Raw genomic sequence first — 15,797 nt, 5'->3', positions numbered from 1 at the left:
ACAAGGTGCCGCAACCGCTACAAGATAGCGTCACCCAGGTTCAGCATCTTGCCATTGGTCACGATCACCCGGTCGCCCAGCTTCGCCTGTTCGAACAATCGCCGGGCAAATTCCATCGGGACGCCGATGCAGCCGCGCGTGCCCCAGCCCCATTTGACATCGGAAGCATGGATCGCGACGCCGTCATTGGTCAGCCGCATCATGTAGGGCATCGGCGAGCCATAGATGTTCGAAACATGGTCCTTGCTCTTCTGGGTGATCGGAAAGACGCCGGTCGGAGTAGGTTTTTCGGCATCGCCAAAGGTGATTACTGCGGCGCCGATTTCATAGCCGGCGCGAAAGACAGAAATGCTCTCTGCCTTGAGATCGACGGTCACGACCAGCTCGCCGGCCGGCACCCCTTCATCATCCCATTTATAATAGCCGTGCACAAACGGCTCGTCGATCTGGAGGATGCGCTTGACCACGAACTTGTCATTGATCGGTAGTTTCTCAACGATTTCCATCGGTTCCGCAACGGTCTCTCCGGTCACAGAGGCTTTTTGCAAGACGGGTTCGGGCGTATCGCTACTCGCTATTCTATTCGCCGACACCACGGATGATGGAGCAGCAGGATCAGCATTGGCGCGGGTCAGCCCCATCACCAGCAGCGCGACAGTTCCCAGAGCGGCGAACAGCAGAACCAATGCGCTTATCCGATATGCAATTTTCTCGACCATCGCCCATGCTCCATTTTGTTAAGGAGATATTTACCATGGATTTGCAATTGGGAATGACTGTTTTTTGCGTCGTCCCGCTGCGGCACGTCGGCACATAGAATATTAAAAGGAAGCGTTAATGAACCGGGATTTTCCTGTCGTCGGCTCGTGCCTGGTCGATCCATCCGCGAATGAATTGATTGCGGCCAGTTCGTTCAATCGCTAGCGAAACATTTGTGATCACCTCCGCACCACATCCCTTTGCGATAGCCAATTATCGGTATCTGTGGTTCTCCCGGCTTGCGTCAATGTTCGCGCTCTACGCAATGATGCTGATCCTCGGCTGGCAAGCCTATAATCTAGCGCGCGAAGATATGGGGATCAGCGCTTCGGCGGGGATTTTGGGCCTGCTCGGGCTGCTGCAATTCATACCATTGTTCATCCTGACGCCACTGGTCGGATGGGTTGCCGATCATATGGACCGCCGCTGGATTGCCCGCATGGTGCTCGCGGCACAGGCGATGATTGCGCTGGCTCTAGCATTGCTCACGGCGAACGATAGCATCACACTGTGGACGATCTATGTCATCGCTGTTCTTCTGGGCATTTGCCGGGCGTTTCTCGGGCCTGCGGTCACCTCACTGGCACCCAATCTGGTCCCCAAAGAATCGATTCCGCGCGCCATCGCCCTCTCCACCATCGCCTGGCAAGTTGGCGTGATAGCAGGGCCGGGCATGGCAGGCCCGCTTTACAAGGTCGATCAAGCCTTGCCCTATTTTGTCTGCGCAGGACTTTATGCGCTCGCGACACTGGCAATTTTCCTGATCGGCCCGGTACCACGCGCCACCGCCGACAAGAGCAAAAGCCCCTTCCAGCAGGTTGGCGATGGCATGGCCTATGTCTGGACCAACAAGCTCGTGCTGGGTGCCATCACGCTGGATCTGCTGGTGATGTTCCTCGCCGGAGCAACCGCGATGATCCCGGTATTTGCAAAAGATATACTGGATGCCGGTGAAATCGGCCTGTCGCTGCTTGCTGCCTCTCCCGCCGTCGGTGCGGTGTTGGTCGCCCTGATCTTCTCCTTTGCCCCGCTCAGCAGGAATGTTGGCAACAGCATGCTGGTGGCAATGGCGGTGTTCGGACTGGGCACAATCGGCTTTGGCCTCAGCACCAATCTATATCTGTCGATGGCTTGCCTCGGGATATGCGGTGCAGCCGACATGTTCGGAGTCTATGTCCGTAGTTCGCTGATCCAGCTGCATACGCCGGATGCGAAGCGGGGACGGGTCGGTGCTGTCAGCCAGATGACGATCAGTGCATCGAATGAACTCGGCGACGCCCTGTCTGGCGGCCTCGCCGTCTTGGTTGGCCCCATCGCCGCCATTGTCGCCGGCGGCACCGGTGCTATAGTGGTAACCGGACTATGGTCGCGCCTGTTTCCCCAATTGGGTGCCGCCAAAACATTTGATCCGCCGGAGAATCTGGGACGCGAACCGACAGAGGCCAACAAATAGAAAACAGGAGTGCAGGATAATGATCGCCAATAATATTCTCGAAACCATCGGAAATACGCCCCATATCAAGATGCAGCGGCTGTTTGGTGATGCCAATGTCTGGATCAAGTCGGAACGGTCAAACCCGGGCGGATCGATCAAGGACCGCATTGGCCTGGCGATGATCGAGGATGCCGAGAAATCCGGCGCGCTTAAACCCGGTGGAACGATTATCGAGCCGACGTCCGGCAATACCGGTGTCGGTCTGGCCATGGTCGCCGCGGTCAAGGGCTACAAGTTGGTTCTGGTAATGCCGGAATCCATGTCGCTTGAGCGTCGCCGCCTGATGCTGGCTTATGGTGCAAGCTTTGACCTCAGCCCGAAAGAAAAAGGCATGAAAGGTGCAATCGAGCGGGCCCAGGAGCTGATCGACCAGACCCCCGGCGCCTGGATGCCACAGCAATTTGAAAACCCCGCGAATTTTGAGGTGCACAAACGCACCACGGCGCTCGAAATCCTCAACGATTTCAAGGATGATCCTCTGGATGCCATTATCACCGGCGTCGGGACAGGCGGGCATATCACCGGGGTAGCGGAAGTGTTGAAAGATCACTGGAGCCATTTGAAAGTCTATGCTGTCGAGCCGACGGCCTCGCCAGTGATCAGCGGTGGCCAGCCCGGCCCACATCCAATTCAGGGAATCGGTGCCGGCTTCATTCCGGGCAATCTCCACACCCAGAGCATTGATGGCGCGATCCAGGTCGATCCGGCCGATGCCAAGGCCATGGCCCTGCGGGCCGCCAGGGAAGAGGGTATGCTTGTCGGCATATCATCCGGTGCCACTCTCGCAGCAATTGCGCAAAAGCTGCCGGAATTGGGCGAACAGGCAAAAATTCTCGGGTTCAACTATGATACTGGAGAGCGGTATCTCTCGGTTCCGGAGTTTTTACCCGAAGAATGAGCTCCATAGAGATTCAGAATTTCACCTATCACCATGGTGATGTCGAACTGGCTGGCTATATCGCGCAGCCCAGTCGCTATCCGCGGGCCGGTATATTGATCGTGCCGACCATCGCCGGACCGAACAAGCTGATGCGCGATCGCGCCCGATGGCTTGCCTCACTCGGCTATAGCGCAATGGTCTGTGACATTTATGGTCAGGGATTCGTGGAAGACATGCACATAGCCCGCAAACTGGCGGACGAGTTGCGGGCGGATGCACAATATTATCGCGAGCGGTTCCGCTGTGCGCTGGAAGAACTGCGTTCACGGTCCAGGCTGAGCAACCGCCGGATCGGCGCGATTGGCTATTGCATGGGCGGTGAAGCCGTTCTCGAAATGGCCCGCAGTGGCGAGGATCTCGCGCTCGTGGTCAGTTTTCACGGCCTGCTGGCAACACCGCTACCGGCCGAGAGAGGGACGGTAAAGGCACGCATTCTGGTCTGCCACGGTCGGGCAGACCCCCTTGTCCCGCCCGAGCAGGTGCGCAGTTTTCTTGAAGAAATGGATGTTTCAGAAGCCGATTGTCACATGCACATTTATTCGGGCGTGGTCCACGGATTCACCGATCCGGCGAGTGATGCGCGGTCGCTCGAGGCGGTGAAATATAACGCATCTGCGGACCGCCAGAGCAAGGCCGCCATGCTCAGCATGTTCGATGAAATATTTGAGCATAAAAAAACACCGGACCAGCAATAGGTCCGGTGTTCGAATGACGGAGAAAGGCCCGCCTAGTCGGGCTGGCCATCGCCATCGTCATCAAGCAGATCCGGCTGGCCATCGCCATCTTTATCCCACGCATCGGCCTGGCCATTGCCGCTGCGATCCCAGGCGTCCATCAAACCATCACCATCGGTGTCGATAGTCGGAGCCGGGATTTCCACAGTCTCGTCATCGAGGGATTCGGGCTCTGCAGCATTGGCGGCGACGGCCAGCCCCAGTCCGACGGTCATCAGATAGGGCGTGATCCTGCGGACATGTTTTGAGGCTCGTTTGGAATGCATTGCATATACTCCTTATGCTTATCATTCCCCTGTCCCGAACGTGATGGCTCAATCGCCCCGTGCGATCCAGCGCCCTTCGACCATATGCACGAAATAGGCGCCAAGCGGCGGATTTAACGCGTTTATCCGACAACAGGCTCCATTCGCCGACCATCCTGAAACAGGATGATCGGCGAAATCTCGTTATGCTGGGAAGCAGCCTTGCACCAGACGGAACAACATATGTCCCTCTGATCAAATATTTCAGGCAACCGCGAACATATCCGGATCCAGCGCCATGATTGCGTCGCTACCGCCTTCAATCTTGCGACGAAGCGATCCCGCATCGGGCATGAAGCGCTCGGCAAAATATTGTGCGGTAACCAGCTTCGCTTCGTAATATTTCGGATTGTCCGTACCGGCATCAAGAGCAGCCTGCGCAGCCTTGCTCATCCGCAACCACATCAAGCCAAGCGAAACAATGCCCATGATATGCATATAATGATAGGCACCGGCACCGGCATTGTTCGGATTGGCCATCCCGTTCTGCATGAGCCACATCGTCGCTTTCTGCAACTCGCCGTTGGCTTTTTCAAATGCTTCGGCAAATCCGGACAGTTTTTCGTGGCTCTTTGCCTCGGCAATCTCGTCGGCAATCACCTTGAAGAAAGCCTGGACCGCTCGGCCACCATTCTGGCCAAGCTTGCGTCCGACAAGGTCCATCGCCTGGACACCGTTGGTACCCTCGTAGATCATGGCAATCCGGGCATCGCGGACGAACTGTTCCATGCCCCATTCCTTGATATAGCCATGGCCGCCGTAAACCTGCTGCGATTCCGTCGCGATCTGATAGCCCATATAGGTCCCGTATCCCTTGACGACGGGTGTGAGCAGGCTCACCAGGTCATTGGCCAGTTGGCGATCTTCCTCGGTTTCAGCCTTGTCCGCCAGATCAACCTGCAACGCACCCCACAGAACCAGACCGCGCATCGATTCGGTAAATGCCTTGCCATCCATCAACATCCGCCGGACATCGGGATGGACGAACAGCGTATCCGCCTTTTCATCCGGATCCTGCGCGCCGGTCAACGCCCTGCCCTGACGCCGGTCACCGGCATAGATCACGGCATTTTGATAGGCGATTTCGCCCTGGGCAAGACCTTGCAGGCCAACACCCAGACGCGCCGCGTTCATCATGATGAACATCGCGCGCAAGCCTTTATTCTCTTCCCCGACCATATATCCGGTGGCACCATCATAGTTCATCACGCAGGTTGCGTTGCCGTGGATACCCATTTTTTCCTCGATCGAACCGCAGCTCACGCCATTGCGCTCGCCCAGGGATCCATCATCATTGACGAGAAATTTTGGTACGATGAAGAGCGAGATACCTTTGGAGCTATCAGGAGCGCCCGGTGTCTTCGCCAAAACAAGGTGGATGATATTTTCCGCCATGTCATGCTCGCCGGCCGAAATGAAAATCTTCTGGCCGGTGATGGCATAGCTGCCACCGGGCATGGGTTCCGCCTTGGTCCGGATGAGACCCAGATCAGTACCGCAATGCGCTTCGGTGAGGTTCATTGTTCCGGTCCATTTGCCGGAAATCATCTGGGTGGCATAGACCTGCTTTTGCTCTTCGCTACCTTCTGTAAGGATGGAAGCAATGGCGCCTTGAGTCAGGCCGGAGTACATTTCCAGCGCCTGATTGGCCGAAACCATAAATTCCATGACCGCATTGCCCACCACACGCGGCAAGCCCTGACCACCGAATTCTTCGGGAGATGACAATGTCGTCCAACCGCCATCCGTAAGCTGCTGATAGGCCTCTTTGAAACCCGTTGGCGTGGTAACACTGCCATCTTCGTGCCGGGTACAGCCTTCTTCATCACCGGACTGGTTGAGCGGATGGAGCACCTCGGCAGAAAATTTCCCCGCCTCGGTCAGGATCGCCTCGACCATTTCCGGCGTCGCATTTTCAAAGCCGGGGAGATTTGCATATTGTTCAAGATTGAGGACTTCGTTGAGAATGAAACGGACTTCGCCAATCGGCGCGGTATAACTGGGCATGATTTTCTACTTTCTGCTCAAAATGGGGGCTACCGGATATTACCGGCGTCTATCCTCTATTGACGCTGCGCTTTTACGTCCGCCATGGCGTCCTGCACAGTCTTTATGAAACTGGTCAGCTCCTTGATCGAGCTGTCAATGTCGGTTCGCTGTTTCTTCAGCGTATCAACCTTTTCCTGACATTTTTCGACCGTGACCTGCATCTGTGTCTTGCGACCGTCGCCCAGATCGTAAAGGTCAATCATATCACGAATTTCAGTCAGGCTGAACCCGACGTTTTTCGCGCGCATGATCCATGCGAGCCGCGCCCGGTCACGTTTGGTATAGACCCGGGACAGGCCTTTTCGGTGCGGGGCGATAAGCCCCTCATCCTCGTAAAAACGCAGGGCACGGGCGGTTACGCCAAATTCTTCCGACAGGTCAGATATCGTATAGGTTTCCCGATTCTGAAGATCGGGCGTGTCAATTTCGGCGTGGCTTGGCGATTGCGACATGCCTGGTCTATAGCTTACGCTAACGTAAACGTCAATGCTAACCGCCGGGACACAGGTTTTCAAAATCCTGGCCGCCCGTTGACCGGGCGACCGCGTCACCTTCCCCGATCAGATAAAAGCTGACGCCTTCGAAACCGGCGCGCGGGCTGCAATAGCTGGCACAGCCCTCCGGCAGGCCGCCGGGCAATTTCAGTTCCACTCCATCAAAACGCGCGGTGAAGCTGCACTTCTCTTCGCTGTTGAGGGTGATTCGGACATTTTCTCCGCTGCGTTCCGCTTCGCCCAACCCCTCACATTTGCTGCCGGATCCAAACAGTGCGATCATTCCGATCTGGTAACCATTTTCATCATTGCCCACGGCGCAAAACCGGTCGGTTCCCAGATCACTTTTCCGTTCAAAAGCGCCTGAAAGCGTAACTTTCCGAACATCGGGAATAACCCCCGCATCAATCGCAGCCTGTTCCAGCGATGACAGCTTTGCGGTTGAATCCTCAGCGCCCCCCTGCCCCTGATCACAACCCGCCAGCAACAGGAACAGAAGCAGCAAAACCGTTCGGCTCACTCAATCAACTCCAGCTTTCCGGATATAATTTTGCGGTAGAAACAGCTATTCTGGCCGGTATGACAGGCAGGACCCGCTGGTACTGCCTTGATCCACACCGCATCCTGATCGCAATCTATGCGCATCTCGGTCACCGTCAGAATATTGCCCGACGTTTCGCCTTTCTTCCAAAGTCGCTGCCGGCTGCGGGAATAAAAATGGGCCACACCGCTATCCTGCGTCCGCTGCAATGCTTCCGCGTTCATATAGGCCAGCATCAGCAGTTCACCGGACGAATCATCGCTGACGACCGCAGCAATCAAGCCATTCGAATCATATTTCGGTTGAAGCCGGCTGCCGGTTTCAGGGTCATTTTCTCTATCGGTCATAGCGATGAACTAGGACCCGATCCGATCCCGCGCAACGGCAAATAGCGCGATAGATCAGGCAAAGGCCTGATCATCCATGCAATATGATGATTTTATGACATTGGGGGCAGACAAAGCATGGTTTCAAACCTATATGGCTGACATCCCCGCACGACCATTTACGAGCCAGGTGAGATATGCTGACAACCCACCCGTTTGATGACGACAAGCTGCGGGAAGAGTGTGGCGTTTTTGGAATCGCCGGCAGTGAAGATGCTGCCGCCATGGTGGCACTCGGCCTCCATGCTCTCCAGCATCGCGGACAGGAAGCCGCAGGCATCACCTGCCGCAACGGCAAGGAATTTTACAGCCATCGTGCACTGGGCCCGGTGGCCGGCAATTTCGACAGCGAAGAAGTAATCGACCGCCTGCGCGGCGATTCGGCTTGTGGTCATGTCCGCTATTCGACCACCGGTGCAGGCACTTTGCGCAATGTCCAGCCGCTTGAGGCGGATCTTGCATCCGGCGGTTTTGCAATTGCCCATAATGGCAATATTTCCAACGCCTTGGCGATACGCGAAAAACTTGTCCGTCAGGGTTCGATCTTCCAGTCGACCAGCGATACCGAGGTCATCATCCATTTGGTTGCGACCTCCAAATATCGGACCTTGCTCGACAAGTTTATCGACGCGCTGAAGCAGGTCGAAGGTGCCTATTCGCTGATCTGCATGACCGCCGAAGGGATGATTGCCTGCCGCGATCCGCTGGGTATCCGGCCGCTGGTCATGGGCCGAATCGGCGAAGCCTATGTCTTTGCATCCGAAACCGTCGCACTTGACCTCGTCGGCGCGGAATATGTCCGCAGCGTGGAACCCGGCGAACTCATCGTCGTCACCAACGGTGAACTGCGGTCCCATCGCCCCTTTGCCAATGCCCAGGCCCGCCCCTGCATCTTCGAGCAGGTCTATTTTTCCCGTCCCGATTCGATTGTCGACGGCTGTTCGGTTTACAGCGTCCGCAAGGGAATCGGCGCGCAACTGGCGATCGAAAGCCCGGTCGATGCAGATATTGTGATCCCGGTTCCGGACAGCGGCACCCCCGCGGCACTCGGATTTGCCGAAGGGTCGGGAATCCCGTTCGAACTGGGCATCATCCGGTCTCACTATGTCGGGCGGACGTTCATCCAGCCGGGTGACGGGGTCCGCCATCTTGGCGTCAAGCTCAAGCATAATGCCAACCGCCCGCTGGTTAACGGCAAGAAAATCGTGCTGGTGGATGATTCGATCGTGCGCGGTACGACCAGCCTGAAAATTGTCCAGATGATGCGCGAAGCGGGCGCGGCCGAGGTCCATATGCGGATCGCCAGCCCGCCGACGATGCACAGCTGTTTCTACGGCGTGAACACGCCAAGACGCGAGAAGCTGCTTGCCGCCCGAAAATCGATCGAGGAAATGCGTGAATTCATCCAGGCGGACAGCCTTGCCTTCGTCTCGATCGAAGGCCTCTACCGGGCAGCGGGCGAAGAAACCCGCCATGATATCCAGCCGCAATATTGCGATGCCTGTTTCACCGGTGCCTATCCGACTACACTCACCGACCGCGATGGCGCAGAAGAGCCCGATCAGCTGACCATGCTCAACGAACGAATCGATTCAAAGGGGTCGGCTCGCGACAATGAACCATCGGGTGATCTTCCGCGGATCAAGCAAACGGCGAACTGATCATGAAATTTGAAGGGCAACTGGCGCTGGTGACCGGCGCAAGTCAGGGAATTGGCGCCGCAACGGCACTGGCACTCGCCAAAGAAGGCGCCCATGTCGTCATCACCGCGCGCAACGCGGATGGCCTGGAAAAGATCGAAGAGGAAATCCATCGGGCCGGGGGCAACGCGACAATCGCGCCGCTCGACCTGACCGATGGCGACAGTATCGGCCGCCTTGCCACGGCCATCGCCGGACGCTGGGACGGGCTCGATATTCTCGTTCTCAACGCTGCAATGCTGGGAACGTTGGGACCGGTTCCGGCCATTGATGGTCAGGAATTCAACAAGCTTCTCACCCTCAACCTGATCGCACAACAGGCACTGATTGCGGGATTTGACCCGATGCTGCGCAAGAGCGACAACGCCCGGGTTCTCGCCATAACCAGCAGCGTCGCACGCAAGCCCCGCGCATTTTGGGGCGCTTATGGAGCGTCAAAGGCCGCGCTGGAGACACTTGTACTCAGCTATGGTGAAGAAATGCGCAATTTGGGCAAGATTCGCACGGCGATTGTCGATCCCGGCCGGACCCGCACCGAAATGCGCGCAAAAGCCTATCCGGGCGAAGATCCGGAAAGCGTCAAGCCGCCATCGGCCGTCGCCGACCGGCTGGTTGAAATCCTCGCCAGCGATTTCGAAACCGGCGAGCATTTCCAGATCAGCTGACCGGCGGCTCTGCAGCCACATATTTTTTAACCGCTTCGAAAAATGCGATCCGTTGGTTCTTTTTATCATCGGGTGATGCGCTCGGCCAGTTGCCATTGGTTGCGATAACCAGCTTGTGCGCCGGATCGATAAAGATACCCTGACCGAAAATTCCCTGCGCTGCGAAACTGCCGTCATCAAAAGTCCACCACTGATAGCCATAGCCGCGACCGGGAATCCCGATATCCGCCTGCTTTGTACCACCCTTGTCAAACCAGCCATCGGGCACCACGGAGGTCCCGCCGATCTTGCCGCCATTCATCGCGAACTGCCCGAACAGCGCATAGTCACGAACAGTTGCCGAGATGCAGCAGCCGCCAATTTCCTTGCCGCCTTCATTGAGCAGCCATTCCGCATCCTGCCCCATTCCATAAGGTTTCCAGACCTTTTCAGACAGATATTCAGATAATGTCTTACCTGTTGCCTTGGCCACAAGGACACCGATCAAATTGGTCTCGCCGGTATTATATTGCCAGCGCGTGCCCGGTGTCGCTTCATTCTTCAGCGTCTTCATATAGACGATGATCGGATCCATACCGTCAACCGGCTTGGTGTTGTTGAACAGGGCCACATCCGATTTCGGATCGGCATAATCCTCGTTCCACTTCACGCCGGATGTCATGGTCAACAGCTGCAATACCGTCACCCCGTCATAGCCGCTGCCCTTCAGTTCCGGGATATAGGCGGTCAGCGGATCGTCGATCGACTTGATATATCCATCCTTGATCGCCGCGCCGACCAGAGTCGAGACCAGCGATTTGGCGACCGAGAAAGATGTCCATCGACCATCCTTGTCAAAATCGCGGCGATATTCTTCCTTGCGGATTTTGCCGTCCTGCAAAATGACCATCCCGGCCAGTCTTTGCTGTTCCATATAGTCGTCGATCGACAAGGCTTGGCCTGCGACCTCAAAGCTGTCCGGTAACATCTTGCCTGTTTCCAGAACCTTGGGGTTGTCGCCAGCGGCGATGGTGTTGGACGGCACCAATGTGTCCATCATCCGGAACGCCTTGTCCCGCTGCGGATCGGTCCAGAACAGGATATTCTTGTCGGTCGGCAGACCGACTGCATCGGCCGCCACTTTCTGCACCTGCTCGCACGCCGTTAGGCTCAGGCAGCTGACGCCCAGCAACGCCAGTGTCCCCAATATTCTCATCATCCGCTCTCCCTTATATTTTCTTTATTTTATCAATGTAACCTGCGCGACATTGATGCCACCGCCGCGAAATCCACCTTCGCAATAGGCCAGATAGAAGCGCCACAGCCGGACGAATCTTTCGTCAAACCCTGCCGGCAGGCTGCCTTGCTCGACCGCCTCGTCAAACCGCTCGCGCCAGATTTTCAGCGTCCGCGCATAATCGAGACCAAAATTCTTCTGGTCGGTCCATTGCAGCCCTCGGGCCTCCGCCAGTTTCCGGAAGCGGCTTTCCGACAGCAGCATGCCGCCGGGGAAAATATAGGTCTGGATGAAGTCCGCGCTGGTCGCATATTGTTCGAATATATCGTCGGCAATGGTGATATATTGCAGGGCCGCACGACCGCCTGGCTTCAGATTGCGGGCGATACAGTCCAGAAAATCGGGCCAATATTGCTGGCCCACCGCCTCCACCATTTCGACGCTGGCAATGGCATCATATTGGCCGTCAACATCGCGGTAATCCTGGATCAGAAAATGCGCTTCGGGATGATGCTCTCTGGCCCAGGCCGTCTGTTGGTCGGAGAGTGAGATACCGGTCACCGCGAGACTATGATCACGCGCGAGGTGGCCCGATAAAGTGCCCCAGCCGCAACCGATCTCCAGCACATTGTCGCCAGCCCCGGTCGCCAGACGCTGTGCAATCGCCTCGACCTTGTTGCGCTGCGCCTGCTCCAGACTGTCGGTCTCGCCGGTAAAAATGGCGCTGGAATAGCTCATGCTTTCATCCAGCCAGAGCCGGTAGAAATCATTGCCGAGGTCATAATGATACTGGATATTCTGCCGGGCGCGCCGCTTGTCATTGTCACGCTTCTTGTGCCGTCGCCTTGCCACCCAGTTAAAAAAGCCCGAAGCGCGACCGGTGTTTTTCAGCCCGTTGCGATTGCGGGTAAACAGGTCAAACACCGGCACCAGATCCGGACTGTCCCACTCGCCCAGTTCCCATGCCCGGTACCAGCCGACCGAACCGCTGTTAATCAGCCGCAAGAGTGCGTTCCAGCTGTATAGCGTAACTTCCGCCATCGGCCCTTCGCCGCGTCCGCCCAAAACCCGGGTAGTGCCATCGGGCAATTTGCCTTCAAATGTGCCGTGATCCAGCCCGGCGTCGATCCGGTCGAGAATATGATGAAAGCCGGGTGCGAACAGGCGCGCAAAAAAACCGCCCCCGGTGGCGAAGCGCTTGCGCGCATCAAGCAGATGTTGTCCGCGTTTGGGTGCTTCGACGTTCATGCGCATAAATATGGACCAGCGCCAAGCGCTTGGCAACGCCGAACCTTCGTCCGGATTACGATCCCGGCGCGGCGGCAGACCCGGCCAATACGCCACCGTCAATATTGAGCTCCGATCCGGTAATATAGCCCGCTTCATCAGACGCCAGCAGCACCGCGATCGCCGCCACTTCGCTGTCCTTGCCGAACCGCTGCAGCGGCGTGTCGCGGACCAGCGCCTTTTCGGATTCCGCCCGGGCCTCGCCTTCTCCGAGCATCGGCTCCCACATCGGCGTCATGATCGCGGCCGGATGAATCGAATTGCAGCGGATTTCCCAGCCCTGTTGCGCGCAATAGAGCGCTACCGATTTGCTGTGATTGCGAATCGCGGCCTTGGACGAGGCATAGGCGGCTGCGCCCGGAATACCGACCAGCCCGGAACGCGACGAGATATTGATAATCGACCCGCTGCCCTTGTCCTTCATCGCCTTGATCGCATAGCGACAACCGAGAAAAGTGCCGTCGAGATTGACGCGGTGCACCGCCCGCCAGTCTTCCAGCGAGGCATTTTCGGGGTCATGTGGACGGACGCCCTGTTCGAAACCGGTCACGCCCGCATTGTTGACCACGACATCGGCAGCCGGGTGCAAGGCCGCGAGCCGCTCCCAGTCCGCTTCCTTCTCCACGTCCAGCACCAACGTGTCGCAATGCAGTTCCTCGCCAGCCGCCATCAATGTCTCGGGATCGCAGTCGGTCAGAAGAACCGTCGCCCCTTCGTCAACAAAGGCCCTGGCAATCGCCTTGCCGATCCCGCGCGCCGCGCCGGTCACCACACAGAATTTTCCGCCCATCCGATCCGCCATTATTTTGTCTCCTGATAGGCCGCCAGAGCCCTCGCACGTGCCTCCCTATGCCCGATGATCTTTGTCGGATAATCCGCCGGCTTGCACCCATGCTCTTCCGGATCATGGACATAGGGATCGTCAATATCGGCCAGTTCGGGAACCCACCGGCGGATATAATCCCCGGCATCGAATTTTTCCGACTGGCTGAGCGGCGCCATGATCCGCACGAACATATTGCTGTCGACACCGGTGCCCGACACCCATTGCCAGTTGACGCTGTTCGAGGCGTAATCGGCATCGACCAATGTGTCCCAGAACCATTGCTCGCCCGCGCGCCAGTCGACCAGCAGATGCTTGATCAGGAAACTCGCCGCGATCATCCGCACGCGATTGTGCATCCAGCCGGTTGCCCATAGTTCGCGCATCCCGGCATCGACAATCGGATAACCGGTCTTCCCCTGACACCAAGCCTTGAAGTCTGCTTTGACATCAGCATCGCCCATATCGCGCCACGGCAGAGCGCGCATTTTCTCGCGATAGCTCTCCCCGCCATATTGCGGGAATTGATCGATCACATTCTGCGCATAATCGCGCCAGACCAGCTCCTTGAGGAAGGTCTCGACCTTGCTCCCCTGCCCCGCCAGCCGGTTCCAGACGGTCGCCGGGCTGATCTCGCCGAAATGGAGATGCGGCGACAGGCGCGACACCAGTTCTTCCGAAGGCAGGTTTCGACCTTCGTCATATTCCGCCGCCTTGTCGGCGAAATCCTCGAGATTGGCTTCCGCTCCGGCGCTCCCCGGCTGCCAGTGGTCGTTAAAAGCTGCGGCCCAGTCCGGTTTGGTCGGCAACAGGTCCCAATCATCCAGCGCATCGCTATCCGGCCAGCTATCCGGGGTATCGAAACTATCCGGCGCTGCAGCCGGCTCTCCCGGCGGCATATGCTGGCGCAGCGCCTTCCAGAAGGGTGTGTAAATCTTGTAAGGTGTGCCCGACCCGGTGGTCACCGTACCCGGCGGCAGCAGATAGTTGCCATCATGCAGGATCAACTGCGCCTGATCGCCGAGGGATTTTTCCAACATTCGTTCGGCATTGCGCCACCATGGCTCGTAATGATGCAGCGCATGCACTTCGTCCGCGCCGCTCGATTTGACAATTTCGGCCAAATGCTCCGAAGCCGGCCCCTTCCGGAGGATCAGCCGCGACCCCAGATTCTTTAAACATGCTTCCAATTCTTCCAATGACCGGTGCAACCACCAGCGCGAAGCCCCGCCCATGATGCGGTGTTTCGGCGTTTCATCGTCGAGAATATAGACCGGAATGACGGGGCCGTTTGATGCGGCGGCTATCACAGCTGCCTGATCGGAAAGGCGAAGGTCCCGGCGGAACCAGACTACGGTTGCCTTATTCATTTTGGTCTGCCGCGCATTCAGGCCCACAGGATTCAGAATAGAATTCCAAATACGAGTTATATTCTGAAGGGTTCATCACAACTCTCACAGCAAATCTATCGGCTACCAACTCATCTGAGAACCGCGCGTCATAAAAGCTGACATCTGCACCGCCATTGTCTTCAAGAAGCTTAGTGAATGGCATACGAGCCCAAAATATAAATGCCGCCAAATTCCCAGATCGCTCGGTTAAACTTTTAACGGGGATAGCCGCATCCATGGAACCTATTTTGTCAGGAATTTGGCCTAATTCATTTCTATCAAAGAGAGAATAATCGCCACGAAAATAATCCTGGCCATATTGCCACAGCATCTCCCGTTGCCAAAAAACGAGCGGGACAGGGTTGGCCACGACGATTTCCGGATCGAGATGATATCCACTCTTGATCGCCAGAGTTGTTTCCGCCTCTGCCTTGCCGGTGATCAGACCATTGGCAAAAATATAAGCACAGACCGCGGCAAAGCTGATCCACGCCGGTCGTCGCCAATGGCCCGCGCCCTTCTTCTCCCGCCGCCGCGAAACCCAGAGGCCGGCGATCAGCGCCGCCCAGATCCAGATATCGATGATGAAAATACTGTCGCCATAAAACCATTGCGAGGAAAAGGGTTCGAGCAGGCGAATGCCATAGCTGTTCAGCCAGTCCAGCGCCGGGTGGCTCAGACAGCCGATATAGGCCAGCGCCAACAGCCAGCCCCTGTGGATTGGCAACCGGTCCACAGGCCGTTTCCCGCGCTTCGTCTGCCAGCGATCAAACCAGATCATGATCCCGGTCAGTAGCAGCGGCAGTAGCAGCATCGCAATCGGCCCATGGGTGATCCCGCGCCGGAGCGCCAGATGCTGCACCCCATCGAGCAGCGTCGCCACCGCATCGATATCGGGAATATTGGCGGCGATGATCAGCGTCGCCATGCCGAGGCCGGTTTTCTTCTTGAGGCCCATCTGGCCGAGAACGGCGCCGGCAAGACTGTGGGTCAGGTTATCCAAATTTTATCT

General features: G+C 57.1%; 16 protein-coding genes. 5 read left to right on the top strand and 11 right to left on the bottom strand.

The window, feature by feature from the left end:
- Positions 1 to 17: 17 nt before the first annotated feature.
- Positions 18 to 719, bottom strand: coding sequence for a L,D-transpeptidase family protein (locus ACN0WX_RS06410; protein ID WP_417621474.1), 702 nt, complete (start codon positions 717 to 719; stop codon positions 18 to 20).
- Positions 720 to 934: 215 nt separating this feature from the next.
- Between ACN0WX_RS06410 and ACN0WX_RS06405 the strand changes: the two genes are divergently transcribed.
- Genes ACN0WX_RS06405 through ACN0WX_RS06395 form a run of 3 tightly spaced genes read left to right on the top strand, consistent with a single transcriptional unit; the run spans position 935 to position 3,889 of the window.
- Entirely contained in the window at positions 935 to 2,212 is a 1,278-nt protein-coding gene (locus tag ACN0WX_RS06405) for an MFS transporter (RefSeq protein ID WP_417621473.1), read from the top strand.
- A 19-nt stretch (positions 2,213 to 2,231) separates the two neighbouring features.
- A complete protein-coding gene (cysK, locus tag ACN0WX_RS06400) occupies positions 2,232 to 3,152 on the top strand; it encodes a cysteine synthase A (RefSeq protein ID WP_417621472.1) in 921 nt (306 codons plus the stop codon).
- Entirely contained in the window at positions 3,149 to 3,889 is a 741-nt protein-coding gene (locus ACN0WX_RS06395) for a dienelactone hydrolase family protein (RefSeq protein ID WP_417621471.1), read from the top strand. The genes cysK and ACN0WX_RS06395 overlap by 4 nt, the downstream gene beginning before the upstream one ends.
- Before the next feature lie 32 nt (positions 3,890 to 3,921).
- On the opposite strand, the gene ACN0WX_RS06390 is transcribed toward ACN0WX_RS06395, so the two are convergent.
- The 5 genes from ACN0WX_RS06390 to hisI form a co-directional block, all read right to left on the bottom strand.
- Positions 3,922 to 4,194, bottom strand: a complete 273-nt coding sequence (locus ACN0WX_RS06390; RefSeq protein ID WP_417621470.1) for a hypothetical protein — start codon at positions 4,192 to 4,194, stop codon at positions 3,922 to 3,924.
- A 243-nt stretch (positions 4,195 to 4,437) separates the two neighbouring features.
- Positions 4,438 to 6,240 carry an acyl-CoA dehydrogenase C-terminal domain-containing protein gene (locus tag ACN0WX_RS06385; RefSeq protein WP_417621469.1) on the bottom strand — a complete coding sequence of 601 codons (1,803 nt, stop codon included), beginning with the start codon at positions 6,238 to 6,240 and terminating at the stop codon, positions 4,438 to 4,440.
- 56 nt (positions 6,241 to 6,296) lie between these two features.
- Positions 6,297 to 6,734 carry a MerR family transcriptional regulator gene (locus ACN0WX_RS06380; protein WP_417621468.1) on the bottom strand — a complete coding sequence of 146 codons (438 nt, stop codon included), beginning with the start codon at positions 6,732 to 6,734 and terminating at the stop codon, positions 6,297 to 6,299.
- 37 nt (positions 6,735 to 6,771) lie between these two features.
- Entirely contained in the window at positions 6,772 to 7,296 is a 525-nt protein-coding gene (locus ACN0WX_RS06375) for a hypothetical protein (RefSeq protein ID WP_417621467.1), read from the bottom strand.
- Positions 7,293 to 7,664, bottom strand: coding sequence for a phosphoribosyl-AMP cyclohydrolase (gene hisI / locus ACN0WX_RS06370; RefSeq protein WP_417621466.1), 372 nt, complete (start codon positions 7,662 to 7,664; stop codon positions 7,293 to 7,295). The genes ACN0WX_RS06375 and hisI overlap by 4 nt, the downstream gene beginning before the upstream one ends.
- 176 nt (positions 7,665 to 7,840) lie before the next feature.
- On the opposite strand from hisI, the gene purF reads away from it, so the two are divergent.
- Positions 7,841 to 9,364, top strand: coding sequence for an amidophosphoribosyltransferase (purF, locus tag ACN0WX_RS06365; RefSeq protein ID WP_417621465.1), 1,524 nt, complete (start codon positions 7,841 to 7,843; stop codon positions 9,362 to 9,364).
- A gap of 2 nt (positions 9,365 to 9,366) precedes the next feature.
- Positions 9,367 to 10,068 (top strand): SDR family NAD(P)-dependent oxidoreductase, encoded by a 702-nt coding sequence (locus ACN0WX_RS06360; RefSeq protein WP_417621464.1) that lies wholly within the window; start codon positions 9,367 to 9,369, stop codon positions 10,066 to 10,068.
- Here the strand turns inward: ACN0WX_RS06360 and ACN0WX_RS06355 are convergent.
- Genes ACN0WX_RS06355 through ACN0WX_RS06335 form a run of 5 tightly spaced genes read right to left on the bottom strand, consistent with a single transcriptional unit; the run spans position 10,061 to position 15,743 of the window.
- Positions 10,061 to 11,266 (bottom strand): serine hydrolase domain-containing protein, encoded by a 1,206-nt coding sequence (locus ACN0WX_RS06355; RefSeq protein ID WP_417621463.1) that lies wholly within the window; start codon positions 11,264 to 11,266, stop codon positions 10,061 to 10,063. The genes ACN0WX_RS06360 and ACN0WX_RS06355 overlap by 8 nt on opposite strands.
- 21 nt (positions 11,267 to 11,287) lie before the next feature.
- Positions 11,288 to 12,532: a class I SAM-dependent methyltransferase gene (locus tag ACN0WX_RS06350; RefSeq protein WP_417621865.1), complete on the bottom strand. Its 1,245-nt coding sequence runs from the start codon at positions 12,530 to 12,532 to the stop codon at positions 11,288 to 11,290.
- Positions 12,533 to 12,587: 55 nt separating this feature from the next.
- A complete protein-coding gene (locus ACN0WX_RS06345; protein WP_417621462.1) occupies positions 12,588 to 13,373 on the bottom strand; it encodes an SDR family oxidoreductase in 786 nt (261 codons plus the stop codon).
- Positions 13,373 to 14,764, bottom strand: a complete 1,392-nt coding sequence (locus ACN0WX_RS06340; protein WP_417621461.1) for a cryptochrome/photolyase family protein — start codon at positions 14,762 to 14,764, stop codon at positions 13,373 to 13,375. The genes ACN0WX_RS06345 and ACN0WX_RS06340 overlap by 1 nt, the downstream gene beginning before the upstream one ends.
- Complete coding sequence (locus ACN0WX_RS06335) at positions 14,757 to 15,743, bottom strand: metal-dependent hydrolase (protein WP_417621864.1); 987 nt, start codon at positions 15,741 to 15,743, stop codon at positions 14,757 to 14,759. The genes ACN0WX_RS06340 and ACN0WX_RS06335 overlap by 8 nt, the downstream gene beginning before the upstream one ends.
- Between the last annotated feature and the right edge of the window lie 54 nt (positions 15,744 to 15,797).

This window comes from Parasphingorhabdus sp., assembly GCF_048269915.1.
Lineage (GTDB): Bacteria > Pseudomonadota > Alphaproteobacteria > Sphingomonadales > Sphingomonadaceae > Parasphingorhabdus.
The sequence above is the reverse complement of the archived record's forward strand: the minus strand, read 5'-3'. Positions and strand labels throughout refer to the sequence as shown.

What these genes read in the sequence shown, in the direction of transcription:
- purF (WP_417621465.1), top strand. Translation starts at nt 7,841, where the DNA reads ATGCTGACAACCCACCCGTTTGATGACGACAAGCTGCGGGAAGAGTGT.
- cysK (WP_417621472.1), top strand. Translation starts at nt 2,232, where the DNA reads ATGATCGCCAATAATATTCTCGAAACCATCGGAAATACGCCCCATATC.
- hisI (WP_417621466.1), bottom strand. Translation starts at nt 7,664, where the DNA reads ATGACCGATAGAGAAAATGACCCTGAAACCGGCAGCCGGCTTCAACCG.
- ACN0WX_RS06340 (WP_417621461.1), bottom strand. Translation starts at nt 14,764, where the DNA reads ATGAATAAGGCAACCGTAGTCTGGTTCCGCCGGGACCTTCGCCTTTCC.
- ACN0WX_RS06350 (WP_417621865.1), bottom strand. Translation starts at nt 12,532, where the DNA reads ATGAACGTCGAAGCACCCAAACGCGGACAACATCTGCTTGATGCGCGC.
- ACN0WX_RS06335 (WP_417621864.1), bottom strand. Translation starts at nt 15,743, where the DNA reads ATGGGCCTCAAGAAGAAAACCGGCCTCGGCATGGCGACGCTGATCATC.
- ACN0WX_RS06355 (WP_417621463.1), bottom strand. Translation starts at nt 11,266, where the DNA reads ATGATGAGAATATTGGGGACACTGGCGTTGCTGGGCGTCAGCTGCCTG.
- ACN0WX_RS06410 (WP_417621474.1), bottom strand. Translation starts at nt 719, where the DNA reads ATGGTCGAGAAAATTGCATATCGGATAAGCGCATTGGTTCTGCTGTTC.
- ACN0WX_RS06390 (WP_417621470.1), bottom strand. Translation starts at nt 4,194, where the DNA reads ATGCATTCCAAACGAGCCTCAAAACATGTCCGCAGGATCACGCCCTAT.
- ACN0WX_RS06360 (WP_417621464.1), top strand. Translation starts at nt 9,367, where the DNA reads ATGAAATTTGAAGGGCAACTGGCGCTGGTGACCGGCGCAAGTCAGGGA.
- ACN0WX_RS06395 (WP_417621471.1), top strand. Translation starts at nt 3,149, where the DNA reads ATGAGCTCCATAGAGATTCAGAATTTCACCTATCACCATGGTGATGTC.
- ACN0WX_RS06385 (WP_417621469.1), bottom strand. Translation starts at nt 6,240, where the DNA reads ATGCCCAGTTATACCGCGCCGATTGGCGAAGTCCGTTTCATTCTCAAC.
- ACN0WX_RS06380 (WP_417621468.1), bottom strand. Translation starts at nt 6,734, where the DNA reads ATGTCGCAATCGCCAAGCCACGCCGAAATTGACACGCCCGATCTTCAG.
- ACN0WX_RS06345 (WP_417621462.1), bottom strand. Translation starts at nt 13,373, where the DNA reads ATGGCGGATCGGATGGGCGGAAAATTCTGTGTGGTGACCGGCGCGGCG.